Genomic DNA, 14,082 nt, shown 5'->3' on the forward strand with positions numbered 1-14,082 from the left:
AGAAGGAGTTGAGTAAGTAAATGAACATTATTTTTACAATCTTTCTATTACTGGCTGCCGTCGTTATCGCTAATATTATTCACCTAATTTATCCGAAAATTCCGTTATCAATCTACCAGATTGTGGCCGGGATTCTAATGGCATCCCTGCCAACCACTGCCACTGATTTTACAATGCATCCGGAATTATTCATGATGGCGGTTATTGCCCCATTGATGTTTAATGATGGTCAAAATCAGTCATTCAGGGTTTTATCAAAAAACGTTAAAAATATCCTGTCGCTAAGTGTCGGTTTTGCGCTTGTTGCGGTAATTATTATCGGTGCTACCCTTCATTTAGCCTTTCCCAAGCTATTTACTCTGCCCCTCGCCTTTATGCTAGCGGCAATTATTACACCAACCGATGCCGTTGCTGTAAAATCGTTAACTACTAACGTAATGATGCCTGAAAATGTCAATACGACTTTGGAAGTTGAATCCCTCTTTAACGATGCTTCAGGAATCGTACTGTTAGACCTCGCACTTGCCGCTTTTACCTCTGGAACCTTTTCACTTGCCCACGGAATTTGGTATTTCTCTTACGTATTCTTCGGTGGGATCATCTTCGGGGCAATCCTAGGCAACCTTCTGATTACTCTTCGAATGAAATTGATGAGTCAACACGTTGATATTGGTTCAATTGTGATCCCAATTAACGTTATGACTCCGGTTGTTATTTACTGGCTAGCTGAAGAATGCCATTTTTCCGGGATCTTAGCGGTTGTCTCCGCGGGGGTTGTTCATAGTATCCTCTATGATCGGTTACGCCTAACCTCCGCCAAAGTTCAAATGGCAACAAAGACAATTTGGACAATCATTAGTGACGCCCTCAATGGAATTGTCTTTGTTCTTTTAGGGCTCTTAATCCCCCAAGTAATTGGACGAACTTCACCAGCTAACCTCTTAAAACTAATTAGTCTCTCGGTAATGCTTTTCTTAATAATGTTAATTCTTCGGTATGCTTGGGCTCGCTGGCGATTAGTTAACCTGCATTCACCAAAGGAAGAACTTAACCGTGATAGTTGGTTACTTGCTTTGGGAGGCGTTCACGGGACCATCACGCTTTCTTTAGCCTTCTCCCTGCCGATTATTGTTAGCGGTCATCAATTTGCCTTCCGGAATTCAATTATCCTCATCTCGGCATTGGTAATCCTAACTAGTATTATCGTCGGGGCAATTGCCTTTCCAATAATGCTTCCACGAAAAGCTAATGACTACAGTGCAACGGAATTTCATGATGCCCTCGTCAAAACAGTTCAATATGCAATCAATGAACTAAAGTCAAATACCGAGGATCGGGCTGAAAAAGCGATCATCATGGATCAGTTAAGCAGTCAAATGACCCAATATTACCGGATTAATTCGGTTGTTTTTGAGAAAATTGCCCGGAAATCTCACCAACTAGAATTGGAAATTATTGAGCAACTTGCTGAAGAGGAAAAGATCTCTGAAAAGCAAGCTGAATGGTATTCACGAATTGTCGCCCGTTCAATTTATAATACCGGGAACCACACTTTTATGTCCTTTGTCTCGACTGTTATTCACCGAATCAAATGGCGAATTATCCGGCACCGTAACGGTAAAGTTCAAGCCCAACACCGTCGTCAGCTTGAACAACACCAGCTTCATCCCGACCAATTCTTATCATTTAAGGCTGTCTTTAACCTTCTTAATCAAGAGGTTAATAAATTCCTTGATACAATTCAAACGCCAAAGAACGTCAATGAAATTACAATGATTCGCCGTGCTTATCTTCAGCGAGCCCACTTCTTTAACCGTGATTCACAAGTTGACGCTGACAGGATGAATGCTCTCTTTGTTGAAGCATTTCAGTTTGAGCACTCATATGTTCAGCAGTGCCTTGCTGATGGCAAGTTTTCTCAATCACTTGCTAATGCGCTCAATGAACAAATTTCAACCGATGAACTTGTAATGGTTCAGTCAATGGAATAAAAATGAAGCTGGAAATCAAGCTTTTTAAGAGTCCGTTCGTAACTAGACACTAGGGCTCTGCTTGATTCCCAGCTTCTTCAGTTATTTAAAGCGATAAAATCAGCCCAATTACTGCTGGAATAAATTGGAATAGCCAAATTTTCTTTGTAGCGGTTAAGGCGCCATATAACCCAACAACTGCAACGAAAATAAGTAATAAACGACCTACCATAATCGCAGTCATCCCCAGGAAAATAAACTGACTAGCAATCAACGATACTCCAAGCATTCCGTTGTAGATTCCCTGGTTAGCCATTGAAGTTCTTGCAGCCTTTTGGCGAAGAAAAGATTCTTCCATATCAAATGCTTTGGCTTGTTTTGCAGGGCTAGCAAACATTTCTAGCACCATAATCCCTAGATGTTCAATTCCAATTAAGATTGTAACGATTTCAAATGCAATTCCCAATTTTTGCTTCTCCTATCCGTTTTTGCTTCGACTGTTAATTATAACATTGTTGAAATGGGCTTCCACTTAGATGAGGTTCTACTGTCACAGAGTCAAAACGTGTTCGCCGTGACCGCAACTTCCGCCTAGCTATCCCGTCCTTGATTGTAAACAATCATCGTCCGGGATTTCCTAGTGCTCAGTTGCTAATTCGTCACGGCTCACACTCTATTTTACATACCTCCCCAAAAACCTTTCAAGATGGTGGCGGTAGGATTGAGGAGAGTGGGCGAAGGAAGAAGCGTGGGAAGCACCGTTAACGACCCATAATTGCTTAGGGCCTTGAGTAGCTCGATAGTTGGCATATACCATATTGGTTGGAACAAAATGATCGTTACTCCCGTGGATGAAGAGCATTGGCAAATGATTATGGTGCAAACTATTAACGGAACTAGCCTCACCAGTAAAGAAGCCGTTACGAATTCGGTTGATCAAACTGAGCGTCTTAACTAATGGCCAGCGAATTGGCGTTGGAATATTGTATAGATTCCCCGCTTCATAGTTAAGCTCATCATTGAGACTGCTATACCCGCAATCTTCAACATAGGCCTTCACCTGTTTCGGCATATGGATTCCACTTGTCATCATCGTCGTAGCTCCACCCATGCTGACACCATAAATTACAACCTGACTATCTTGACCATTATGTGCAATTAGTTTTTGAGTCCACTTACGAACGTCATAACGTTCCGGCCAGCCATAGCCAATATATTTTCCCTGGCTTTGACCATGAGCGCGGGCATCCGGCACTAGAACGTTATACCCCATCTGGTGAAACAGCGCTGCATACTCGCCCATTTTTTCTTTATTCCCCATAAAGCCATGAAGAATTACCACGTTCTTAGTCGTTTTATGACTTGCCGGAATGTAATCCGCAACCAACCGGTAATTCTTAGTGACAGATTTCATTGTCCAATGTTGTTTTTGGGCATGCTTAAACCACATTTTTTGGGTGTATAACGGATCACTCTTTTCGATTCGCTGATTATTCTTAACAAATGACTTATGACCAGGAACCATCCCAACGTGGAAAAAATAAGATCCTGCACCAAAAAGTGCAACTCCAAGCACCACTAACACCGTGATTATCCCACGACGGACCCAATGTTTTTGTTTCTTTTGTTGTAAGTTCAAAATAATTAACCCTATGTTGCATTTTTTGTTAACGGTCATGATTTTATCACAGAATATTTTTAATTGCACATTTTTCCACGAAACGTGGCTTCCAATGTTAAAATAAAGGTTAGTACTAAAGGGAGTGACTTGATGTTTCCAGAAAGATTACGCGCCTTACGTAAAGGGCAAAAGATCACATTAAAAGAATTAGCTGAACACCTCAATCAGAATCTCGGTCCTAACGAAAAGCCAAATACTGCTTCACAAATTGGTAACTGGGAACGGGGGATCCGGACACCATCTTACATTGAAGCTCGTAAGCTAGCCGAGTTTTTTGATGTCAGTCTTGACTACCTTACCGGGAAGTCAGATCGAGATGACTTTGACCTTGCTAAACTATTAATTTCCGCCCGCAATTTAACCTTTAATCAAACAGATATTAGTAGCGATGACCGTTACGAAATTTTCCAACTGATCGATGGTTACTTAAAGGGACGGAATAACCGTCTTGATACAGATAAATTCTACGGAAAACAAGAACAGCTTAATTTGAAGTTAAAGTAAGGAGCTATTATGAATCCAAAGCAACTAAAGAAGCTTAAGAAGCGGATTAAGAAGGCCCAGAAAGTTCTCCAACAGCCCAAATATATTGAAGAACTTACTCAATATCGTGACTTATTTGATCCTTTTCCAGAGGTTAAATTCTTAATTAATAATGCCTTAGAAAGTGACCGGTTGCTTAAAAACGGCCTTTTACCACAACCATTACCTCACCTTCTTCTTCCTGATGACATTCAAGATCAAGTATTCACGTACGTTAACCAGCATTATCCAAAGGGCGATCCACGGGGTGACGCTTTATGGAATAAATATTCAGCCGCTCTTCCTAAGCTAGATAAAGCCCTCCGCAATTTTCGTGACTACCTTGAAGATACTTATGGCATGTGGTCATACGTCAATGCTCCCTTCGCCAAGGCATTAGCGGAATACTTAAATGGTGCACCAGTTCTCGAAATTATGGCTGGAAACGGCTATATCTCTAAGGGGATCCGGAATAATAACGCTTCGGAAAAAATCTTCACTACGGATAGTCAAGCCTGGACAAAAGAGAATGAAACCGGAAAACACCCCGTCACCCAAATTGAGAAGTTAGATGCTATCGAGGCAATTAAAAAATATGGCAATCAAGTTAAATACGTCATTATGTCTTGGGCACCAGACAAGCAGGAAACGGATTGGGAAGTTCTCCAACTTCTCAGAAAAGATTACCCAGAAATTAACCTTCTAGTAATCGGTGAGAAGAATGGTGCAACTAATTCAAAGATTTTCTGGCATAATGCCCAATTAAGTCAGGATGAAGCTTTGCAAAAGGTTAACCGGCAACTTCATTCATTCGACTTAATCGACGAGCAAATTTATCTCGCAAAGTAATTAAAGACCGCAAACTTTTTAGTGGCGGGTCTTTTTTTTGTATTCCCTAGTAATTCAAGTTATTATTCGATACAATATTGCAAGTTTGAAATTTTTAAGGAAAGGAAAACTGTCCGGCATTCTGTCGATCAGTAAGGGTTAAATACAATGAAGTACCGTCTTCAATCAATTTTATTCGTGTTTGTTGCGTTTATGCTCGGCTGTAATGAATACATGATCGTTGGTGTTCTTCCCGATATTGCACACCAATATCATGATTCATTATCAACGCTTGGACTGCTCGTAACTGTCTTTGCACTTGTTTATGCTATTTTCACCCCAATTATTACATCACTCGCGAACCGCTGGCGACGACACCACGTTTTGCTTGTCTTGATGGTGGTATTTTTTATCGGCAATACCTGGACTGCTCTTGCTAGCAACTTTATTTCAATGCTTTTCTCACGAGTATTAACGGCTACTGTTGCCGGAGCAATTATTTCAATCGTGTTAGTAATGGCTAGTTTTGTAGCACCACGGGAAAAGCGGGCCAGCCTGGTCTCCTGGGTCTTTGCCGGCTTTAGTATTGCCTCCGTTATTGGGATTCCAATCGGTACGGTGATCAGTACTACTTTCTCATGGCACGACAGTTTCTGGATGATTTCTGGCCTAACAATTTTTGTCTTTGTCTCTTTAATCTGGCTGGTCCCAAAAGACACCCCACAATTCAAGAGTACTCTAAGCAAACAATTCACTCTTTTAAAGGACACACGGGTTCTGCTCGGGGTTGTCTTCATTGTTACAGTCTGTGCTGCTGATTACACTATCTACACTTACATCCGGCCATTAATCACTAACGAAATGGGATTTAGTAATACCTGGCTAAACTGGCTGCTGTTCGGTATGGGGATCTTCTTTATCATCGGAAATAAGTTTGGTGGCTACATTGCTGATAATGGTGGGATTCACCGGTTAGGCGGAATTTATATTGCAATGACGATTCTCTATCTCCTATTTGGACCGTTGCTATCATTCAAATGGATTGCCATCATCATCGTTGCATTGCTTTGTATTGCCTTCTCCTCCTATGGTTCTTCAACCCAGTTAATGTTCCTCGACATTGCTGAAAAGGAATATCCGCAGTCATTAGACCTTGCCTCATCCCTTAACTCAATCTTCGCCAACATTGGGATTTCTCTCGGCTCATTCACCGCGTCCCAAGCTGTTGCCTTTTTGCCAATGCGCAACTTAGGCTACGTTGGTGCGGTTTATGGTCTTGCCGCAACAATCCTTGTCCTGGTTCTAAGTAAGAAGTATACGGGGATGCGTTTTTAAAAAATAAGCTGGGAATTAACCCATTTAAGAGCCTGGTTGCGAAACGGAGTGATCCTATATGGATTCCCGCGATTAGACTCGGTAAATTCGAAAACTACTAAATAATAGTGAGAGGCTGAAAAAACGAAATGTTTTTTCAGCCTTTTCTTAGTGGACAAACGTACAATATGCGAATAACAGAAGAACGAACAAAACAAAGTAACCAAAGAAATACCATTCTCTCATTTCGATCACCCCTCATCTTCATTGTAAGCCCTTCCAGAAGAGAAAGCTAGCAATTAAGGGAAAAGAAAAAGCTAACCTAGAGCTGTATTAACAACTCTAGGTTAGCTCCGTGTATTGATACCATCTCAGGAAACTAGTCGGTGTCCACTCCGACTACTTCCAGGCACCTCACAATCCGGTGAGTTATGTGCCCCACGTTCGAAATGTCTTATGGTAGCCATTTGGGTTGCTACCAGACCTCTCGACTCATCGCAAAGAATAATTTAACACGAATGGACCAATTGCGCAAGTTTTATGCGTCTGCTCGTGCTTCCATCACATCGGCAAGGTGCTCAGCAAGCCACTCTTGAAGCCTCTTAATAAGGGGATCGATGTTTCCTGCCAGGTCAGTTTCGTTGGCTAACTCATCGATCCGTAGCCCAGACTTATTAACATCTTCACTCTCCATTACCATGTAGAGGTTCACCGGGTAGCTAATCTCCTTATCCAAAAGCTTGCCATCTAACCGCTCAGCTTCTGCCATTGGAATATTGATCAGGTTGGTATCAAGATGAAAAATCACTGGATCACCTTTCTTAACCCTAATAGTGATTTGATACTTTCCTAAATGCCCTGTATCTAATGCATCGATCACTGTTTCGATTGCTTTTTTTAATGTTGTTTTTTGTTGAACCTTTGATGCGGTTGTTTCGTTTTCGGTAATAAGTACCTTGTTACCAACAACCTGATCTAAATAATCTGCAACTGTTAATTTCATGTTCCGTCTCTCCTTACCGGATCAAAAAATGTGGTTAATCCACCATCCGGAAATGATCAATCAACCACATTTTACTAAAGATCACAGTAAAGCTCAATTAAGCTAATAGATCCGCAATTTGATCCGTTGGAATACCAGTAATGTATTGCTGGGTACCATTTTCATTCAAGACCTTGGCAATTGCGTCATGATCATACTTAACTCCCTTAAGCTTGGCCGCTAATTCACTAATATCTTGCGGGCCAAAGAAGTCACCGTAGAACTTTACATTCTTAATCACACCGTCTTTAACATCAAACCGGGCATCAATTGTCCCCATGTCAAAGTGCTTCCGCCGCTTAATAGTAAATTCAGGAGACTTGCCGTAGACCCAGTCCCAGTTGTTATAGTACTGTTCATAAATCTTATCAATTTCCTTTTGATCTTCTGGAGTAACCACGTATTGCTTATCCTTAATTTCGTCTAAACTATCCACGTGGAAGAGTCCCTTAATCAAATCATCACGGAAAGTTGGAACATCAATGTCCTGATATTCCTTATCAAGGAATGGACGCAGGTTAGTAACCCGTGACCGAACTGACTTGATTCCCTTTGATGCGATCTTATCCTTGGCAACATGGAGGGCGTCTGCAACAACGCTCAAATCAACGTTCAACATCAATGTCCCGTGAGAGAACGTCTTGCCATTCCGTGAGTACATTGCGTTGCCAGAAAACTTCTTACCATCAACTAGGATATCATTCCGTCCACTAACTTCAGCAGTCGTTGCCCCCATTTTATGTAAAACATCAACAATTGGTTGGGTAAAGGACTTAAAGTCACCAAATTCTTCACTATCGCTTGGGACAACAAAACTAAAGCAGAGATTTCCGAGATCTTGGTAAACGGCACCACCACCAGAAAGCCGCCGGGTTACCCGAATGTTATGCTCTTTAACGTAATCGTGATTGATTTCTTCAAGAGTATTCTGGTTCCGCCCAACAATGATGCATGGTTCTTCGTAGTAAAAAAGCACTAGTGGTTCCCGACCAAAATCCTTATCATTCATCAAATACTGTTCGGTTGCCAAGTTCATCCCAATATTATGGGAAGTCATTGAAACATATCGCATATTAACTGCAACTCCTTTGTGAAGATTCTAACTATTATTAGACTAAATTCGGTAAATTGTCCTTTAATCTACCTTTAAAGTTTAGTCCTATTTGCAACCGTTTTCAATCATAGGGATTAATTTTAGTAAAATTATATTTTTTATTAACTACGATTTAAGATAAACATTTATAATTAAAGTAAAGAGTTCGAAAGGAAGTAAGTTCGATGAAGGATATGCAATATCAAAACATTGTTGCGGCAATTGATGGATCAAAGGCAACCATCCCCGTACTAACAGCAGCCGTTAAGTCTGCAATACAAAATCACGCCCACTTGGATCTTCTCACAATTGAGCAAATAGGCCAAATTACAGATGGCTACATTACCGATAAAACCGTCAGTAGCGATCAAACATATAGTTTAGTTCAAGCCACTGAAGAACGGTTAGAGGATCTTAAGATGCGCGCTTGGAAAATGGGGCTTCTTGATGTTAGTATCCATATTCGTTTCGGTAATCCTAAACAGGTCATTGCTAAAGACTTCCCTAAAGATCACCATAACGATCTAATCGTCATTGGAACGACCGGACTTTCAAGCGTTGAGCGGTTTGTCCTTGGTTCGGTTACCAATTACGTTAACCGTAACGCCCTCTGTGATGTTCTCGTTGTTCGGACAGAAGATAACAATTAGGAGGCACTTGTGAAAAATATCGTTGCAGGAGTTGTCGCACACGTTGACGCAGGAAAAACCACCCTTTCAGAAGCTCTTCTTTACCGTGGAGGAACGCAACGACAACTGGGACGGGTTGATAATGGTGATTCTTTTCTTGATCCAAACACCCTTGAAAAGCAACGCGGAATCACTATTTTTTCCCATCAAGCAAGCGTCAATTATGACGACTTTCACCTCACTTTGCTTGATACCCCGGGACACGTTGATTTTGCGGGGCAAACTGAACAAGTGCTCCCTGTTCTTGACTACGCTATTCTAGTTGTCTCAGCAACCGATGGAATCCAAGGCTCTACCCGGACACTATGGCGTCTCCTAGAGAAATACCAAGTTCCAACATTTATTTTCATCAACAAGACAGACGTCATTGGTGCCGAACCTGCTCAAGTAGTTCAAGAATTACAGTCAGAATTTTCTCCCGCCTGCCTATCATTTTCTGAACCGCTAACCGCTGACACAATTGAAGCAATCGCAATGACTGATGATAAAGTTTTAAGTGATTACCTTGAATCCGGTGAAATCAGTGATAACACCATTCAGCAATTAATCAACCAGCGGAAGATTTTTCCAATTTATTCTGGTGCAGCCCTTAAATTAACGAGGATTGATGACTTTATTGCTGGCTTTTCTAAGTGGACCGTTGAACCATCACTGCCGACGGAATTTCAGGGACGAGTTTTTAAGATTTCTCATGACGATAAGGGAGAGCGCCTAACCTGGATTCGGGTTCTTGGCGGCAGTTTTAAGGCAAAGGAAGAACTGATTCCAAATGAAAAAGCTAACCAATTACGCGTCTATAATGGTGCTAAGTTTACCGTTGTTCAGAAGATTTCAGCTGGTGAAGTTTGTGCAATTACTGGTCCTACCACAACCTTTCCGGGTCAGGGATTAGGAACTACTGATGATCTGCCACTCAACGAAATTCAACCAGTTCTTAGTTACGCAGTTAATTTAAACGGCACCGATCCCCATAAATGCTTATTAGCGTTACGAGAACTAGAGGATGAAGAGCCCCACCTTAACGTTCAATGGTCGGAACACCTTCAGGAAATTCATCTTCAAATTATGGGAGAAGTCCAACTCGAAACCATTCAACAACTGCTTGATCAGCGCTACGGAATCAGTATCAGCTTCGATGAAGGAAACATTCTTTATAAGGAAACCATTACTTCAAAGATAATCGGCATTGGCCATTTTGAACCGCTACGACACTATGCTGAGGTTCACCTTTTACTTGAACCTGGCAAACCAGGAAGCGGGCTGTCCTTTGCTAACGAGTGTAGTGTTGATGTCCTTAACCATAATTGGCAAGAACAGGTAATGACCAGCTTACGGGATAAGGAACATCGGGGCGTCTTAACTGGTGCGCCGTTAACAGATGTCAAGATCACCCTAATTAACGGTCGTGGAAGTATTGTCCATTCTGTTGGCGGGGATTTTCGTGAGGCAACATCCCGCGCCGTTCGTCAAGGACTGATGGAACTTAAACAGTCTGGTAACTGTGAACTACTTGAGCCTTGGTACCAATTTAGGTTAACTGTTAGCCAGGAACAAGTTGGTCGCGCAATTAACGATATTCAGCAAATGGCCGGTACATTTAAGCTTAACGATGATCATTCAAATTCATCTACCGCCGTTATTACCGGGACTGCCCCAGTCACTGAGATGCGCAAGTACGCATCAGTAGTTCGAGCATATACTCATGGACAGGGGCAGCTTGAATTAACAGTTAGTGGCTACCAAAAGTGTCATAACGCTGACGAGGTTATTACAAAAGCAAACTATAACCCGACCGCTGATTTGGCTAACACTCCTGATTCTGTTTTCTGTGCTCATGGTGCTGGCTACCCTGTTAAGTGGGATCAAGTCCCATCAATGGCTCATGTGACAGATAAGTAAAACGAGACCTGAAATAATTTTCAGGTCTCGTTTTTTAGCCACTTAACCAATAACCGCTCGCCAACGATGAATTAGCAACCATTCAATTAGCTTTAAGATTCCGGCACACAAGAGCGTCAGCACAACTGTTAACAATGTTCCCCATAAAATAGGCACAACCTGCTGTGACTGGAGACCTTCAAATAGTAGCTGTCCTAATCCACCAGCATTAATCGTAGCCGCAATTGTGGCAATTCCCATTGTTGAAGCTAAGGCGACTTGGAGTCCACTGAAAATGGCAGGTGTTGCAAGAGGTAGCTGAACCTTAAAGAACACTTGCTTTCTTGTCATCCCCATTCCCTTAGCAACCTCAATTAATGCTGGATCGATTTCCTGAATACCAGTAATGAAGGTTCTTAATAAAACATACTCACAATAAATTGTTAAGACAATAATTGCCGTGCGCATTCCTAAACCGGAAATAGGCAATAAGAGGGCAAAAAAGGCAAAACTGGGAACTGAATAAAGCAACGAAAAAAAGTAGGTTAACCCATTCAACCAGTTTTTTCTGTGCATCAATAACAGGATCATGGCTCCCGCAATCACCAGAGCAATTCCTAAAGAAGCCAGAACCATCACAGCGTGTTGTTGCAAGTCGATGAGCATCGTTGACCAATTAATTTTCCAATACTCAATCATGATACTGCCTCCAGAGCTCTTGATTCTGTTGAACTGTTCCCAAAAGTTCTTTAACAAAAGGAGTTGCTGGATGAGAAATAATTTCTCCCGGTGTTGCAAACTGCTCAATTCGTCCTTCGTGCATTATCATCACTCTCTGGCCCAGGAAGAATGCCTCATTAATATCATGGGTAACAAACATAAAGGTTTTATTTGCTAGCGATTCGTGAATTCGTTTAACTTCTTTTTGTAATTCAATTCGCGTTAGAGCATCTAAGGCCCCAAAAGGTTCGTCAAAAAGAACGTATGGCGGGTTAACAGCTAATGCCCGAGCAACGCCAACCCGTTGTTGCTGTCCACCGGAAAGTTGACTAGGGTACCGATTAGCATATTTTGCTGGATCGAGTTGAACTAAAGCAAGTAATTCCTTCACCCGCTGATCGATCTTTGACTGCTCCCACTGCAGCATTTTCGGCACTACTGCAATATTTTCCGCAATCGTCATGTGAGGAAAAAGCCCGATCTGCTGAACAACGTAACCCATATGACGACGTAATTGTACTAGATCAAGATCACTAATTTTTTGACCATCAATCAGGATCTCTCCAGCATTCGGCTTCCAGAGGCCATTAACCATTTTAAGGGTCGTTGTCTTGCCGGAACCGGAAGAACCAAGGATGGTCACAAACTCTCCTTGGTTGATCTCAAAACTCAAGTCCGGGATTACCACATTTTTGCCAAATTGTTTTTGAACATGTTTAAATTGAATAACTGGCTTCGTCATACCGCCGGGCCCTCCTAATCAAAAAATCAAATCCAGCCATTGAAAGCAACGCCAGGATCGCCACACTAACTCCACCGATAACAACATAGGTCATATCGTATAATCCCAATCCGGTAAAAATTAATGTTCCTAATCCGCCAGCACCAATATAAGTAGCTAAAGTGGCGCTCGCAATGATTTCAACAAGGGCTAACTTTATCCCATTCAAAATATAGGGTAAGGCAAGCGGGATCTCGATTTGTCGCCGCAACTGTTGACGACTCATTCCTAAGGCAGTGCCAACTTCCTTATATAATGGACTAACCTCGTTAAAGCCGAGAATTGTGTTGATTAATAATGGTGGTAATGCCAAAACAACAAGTGCAATCAATGCTGGAGTCATCCCCGTTCCGATAAACGGAATTAATAAAAAGAGTAACGCTAAACTCGGAATAATCCGTAATACCTGGGAAAAAGCAGTACAAAAGGCTGCTACTGTCTTGATCCGCGAACCAATATACCCCAACGGCAACGCAATCGCCATTGCAATTACCAATGTAATCCCACTAAGGTAAATATGTTGCCAAACGTATAACCAGTATTGACTACTGTCCGTTTGAAAATAATGAATAATTTGCGATACCAAAACGTCACTCCCCAATTTCTTTGAAACGACCCATCTACTAATTCAATACGTGCTCGTTATACCAATTTTTCGCTACTGTCTTATAGTTTTGACCATCAACATCAACCTTTTTATTAAGACTAGTCAACTGCTTGGTAGTTAACTTAGCATCAACCTGGTTCAAAGCCTTTTCCATCTTTGGGTGACTCTTGGCTGCCTTCTTATTTACTAGTGGAACAAGATTATATGGCGACCACAGTCCTTTATCATCTTTCAATAGGGTAAACTTACTAGTAGCAAGCTGACCATCCGTAGTAGAAACCGGTGCTGCGTCTCCCTTATTTTGTGACATAATTTTATACTTTAAGCTGTCATCGTAATCCTTATGGGACTTAAAGTTGTATTCCCCGTATTTCTTATTCATCCCTGGTAACGCATCTGCCCGTTTATCAAACTCTCCTTGGGAAACAAACCGAATATGACTAGCATTTTTTTGGAGATCGCTTAACGTCTTAATATTATATTTTTTAGCAACACTCGTCCGCATTCCAATCCCTTGACGATTATCTCCTGGTGCATAATTAAAAGTTACTAGACCATCTTTCTTTACACCATTCTGTGCTAACGATGCCATCTGTGAAGCACTCTTACCATTAGCACTTTTCTTTAGGTACGCCTCGACAATTGTTCCAGTATATTCTGGATAAACATCAATCTGCCCAGTCTTGACTGCACGGAAAACAACAGAATTAGAGATATTTGGTTTCCGCACTACCTTATATCCAGCATGTTCTAATGCTAATGCGTAAATTTCACTAACTGTTTTACTTTCCGAAAAGCTCTTAGAACCAACGATAATCGGCTTACTGCTTGCACTGATGGTCGTTGGAATACTACTACCAACCAAAATCATTATGCCAAGCAAAGCTAGTCTAGTAATCAACTTCCTTAAACGAGTTGTCATTCTTCTGCCTCCATGATTAGTAACTTAAAAAGTTT

The 14,082-nt window shown here is 41.5% G+C and carries 14 protein-coding genes; 6 read left to right on the top strand and 8 right to left on the bottom strand.

Annotated elements, in window-relative coordinates; translation table 11 throughout:
* Positions 1–20 precede the first annotated feature (20 nt).
* Entirely contained in the window at positions 21–1,991 is a 1,971-nt protein-coding gene (locus tag N4627_RS08455) for a cation:proton antiporter (RefSeq protein ID WP_003716475.1), read from the top strand.
* Positions 1,992–2,076: 85 nt separating this feature from the next.
* Here the strand turns inward: N4627_RS08455 and N4627_RS08460 are convergent, their stop codons facing one another.
* Complete coding sequence (locus tag N4627_RS08460) at positions 2,077–2,436, bottom strand: DUF1304 domain-containing protein (protein ID WP_003716474.1); 360 nt, start codon at positions 2,434–2,436, stop codon at positions 2,077–2,079.
* A 207-nt stretch (positions 2,437–2,643) separates the two neighbouring features.
* Complete coding sequence (locus N4627_RS08465; protein ID WP_260964719.1) at positions 2,644–3,648, bottom strand: alpha/beta hydrolase; 1,005 nt, start codon at positions 3,646–3,648, stop codon at positions 2,644–2,646.
* A 93-nt stretch (positions 3,649–3,741) separates the two neighbouring features.
* Here N4627_RS08465 and N4627_RS08470 point away from each other — a divergent pair, with 93 nt between their 5' ends.
* From N4627_RS08470 to N4627_RS08480, 3 genes are all read left to right on the top strand, one after another.
* A complete protein-coding gene (locus tag N4627_RS08470; RefSeq protein WP_040530688.1) occupies positions 3,742–4,155 on the top strand; it encodes a helix-turn-helix domain-containing protein in 414 nt (137 codons plus the stop codon).
* 9 nt (positions 4,156–4,164) lie between these two features.
* Positions 4,165–5,022, top strand: coding sequence for a hypothetical protein (locus tag N4627_RS08475; protein ID WP_003716471.1), 858 nt, complete (start codon positions 4,165–4,167; stop codon positions 5,020–5,022).
* A 147-nt stretch (positions 5,023–5,169) separates the two neighbouring features.
* Complete coding sequence (locus tag N4627_RS08480) at positions 5,170–6,336, top strand: MFS transporter (RefSeq protein ID WP_003716470.1); 1,167 nt, start codon at positions 5,170–5,172, stop codon at positions 6,334–6,336.
* A 517-nt stretch (positions 6,337–6,853) separates the two neighbouring features.
* Here N4627_RS08480 and N4627_RS08485 read toward each other — a convergent pair.
* Positions 6,854–7,318 carry a hypothetical protein gene (locus N4627_RS08485; RefSeq protein ID WP_003716469.1) on the bottom strand — a complete coding sequence of 155 codons (465 nt, stop codon included), beginning with the start codon at positions 7,316–7,318 and terminating at the stop codon, positions 6,854–6,856.
* Between the two features lie 97 nt (positions 7,319–7,415).
* Positions 7,416–8,429 carry a lipoate--protein ligase gene (locus N4627_RS08490; RefSeq protein WP_040530684.1) on the bottom strand — a complete coding sequence of 338 codons (1,014 nt, stop codon included), beginning with the start codon at positions 8,427–8,429 and terminating at the stop codon, positions 7,416–7,418.
* Between the two features lie 206 nt (positions 8,430–8,635).
* Here N4627_RS08490 and N4627_RS08495 point away from each other — a divergent pair, with 206 nt between their 5' ends.
* Together N4627_RS08495 and N4627_RS08500 are read left to right on the top strand one after the other, a co-directional pair.
* Positions 8,636–9,100, top strand: a complete 465-nt coding sequence (locus N4627_RS08495; protein WP_003716467.1) for a universal stress protein — start codon at positions 8,636–8,638, stop codon at positions 9,098–9,100.
* 9 nt (positions 9,101–9,109) lie between these two features.
* Positions 9,110–11,038 (top strand): elongation factor G, encoded by a 1,929-nt coding sequence (locus tag N4627_RS08500; RefSeq protein WP_098044507.1) that lies wholly within the window; start codon positions 9,110–9,112, stop codon positions 11,036–11,038.
* A gap of 42 nt (positions 11,039–11,080) precedes the next feature.
* On the opposite strand, the gene N4627_RS08505 is transcribed toward N4627_RS08500, so the two are convergent.
* From N4627_RS08505 to N4627_RS08520, 4 genes are read right to left on the bottom strand one after another with little or no spacing between them, the layout of a single operon-like run.
* Entirely contained in the window at positions 11,081–11,716 is a 636-nt protein-coding gene (locus N4627_RS08505; protein WP_003716465.1) for an ABC transporter permease, read from the bottom strand.
* On the bottom strand, positions 11,709–12,479 hold the full coding sequence (locus N4627_RS08510) for an ABC transporter ATP-binding protein (protein ID WP_098044506.1): 771 nt from the start codon (positions 12,477–12,479) through the stop codon (positions 11,709–11,711). Before N4627_RS08510 ends, N4627_RS08505 begins: the two co-directional genes overlap by 8 nt.
* Positions 12,454–13,119, bottom strand: coding sequence for an ABC transporter permease (locus N4627_RS08515; protein WP_003716463.1), 666 nt, complete (start codon positions 13,117–13,119; stop codon positions 12,454–12,456). Before N4627_RS08515 ends, N4627_RS08510 begins: the two co-directional genes overlap by 26 nt.
* Positions 13,120–13,141: 22 nt before the next feature.
* Complete coding sequence (locus N4627_RS08520; RefSeq protein WP_260964727.1) at positions 13,142–14,047, bottom strand: glycine betaine ABC transporter substrate-binding protein; 906 nt, start codon at positions 14,045–14,047, stop codon at positions 13,142–13,144.
* Positions 14,048–14,082 lie beyond the last annotated feature (35 nt).

It is taken from the genome of Limosilactobacillus vaginalis, from assembly GCF_025311515.1.
In the GTDB taxonomy this organism is placed as follows: Bacteria; Bacillota; Bacilli; order Lactobacillales; family Lactobacillaceae; genus Limosilactobacillus; species Limosilactobacillus vaginalis.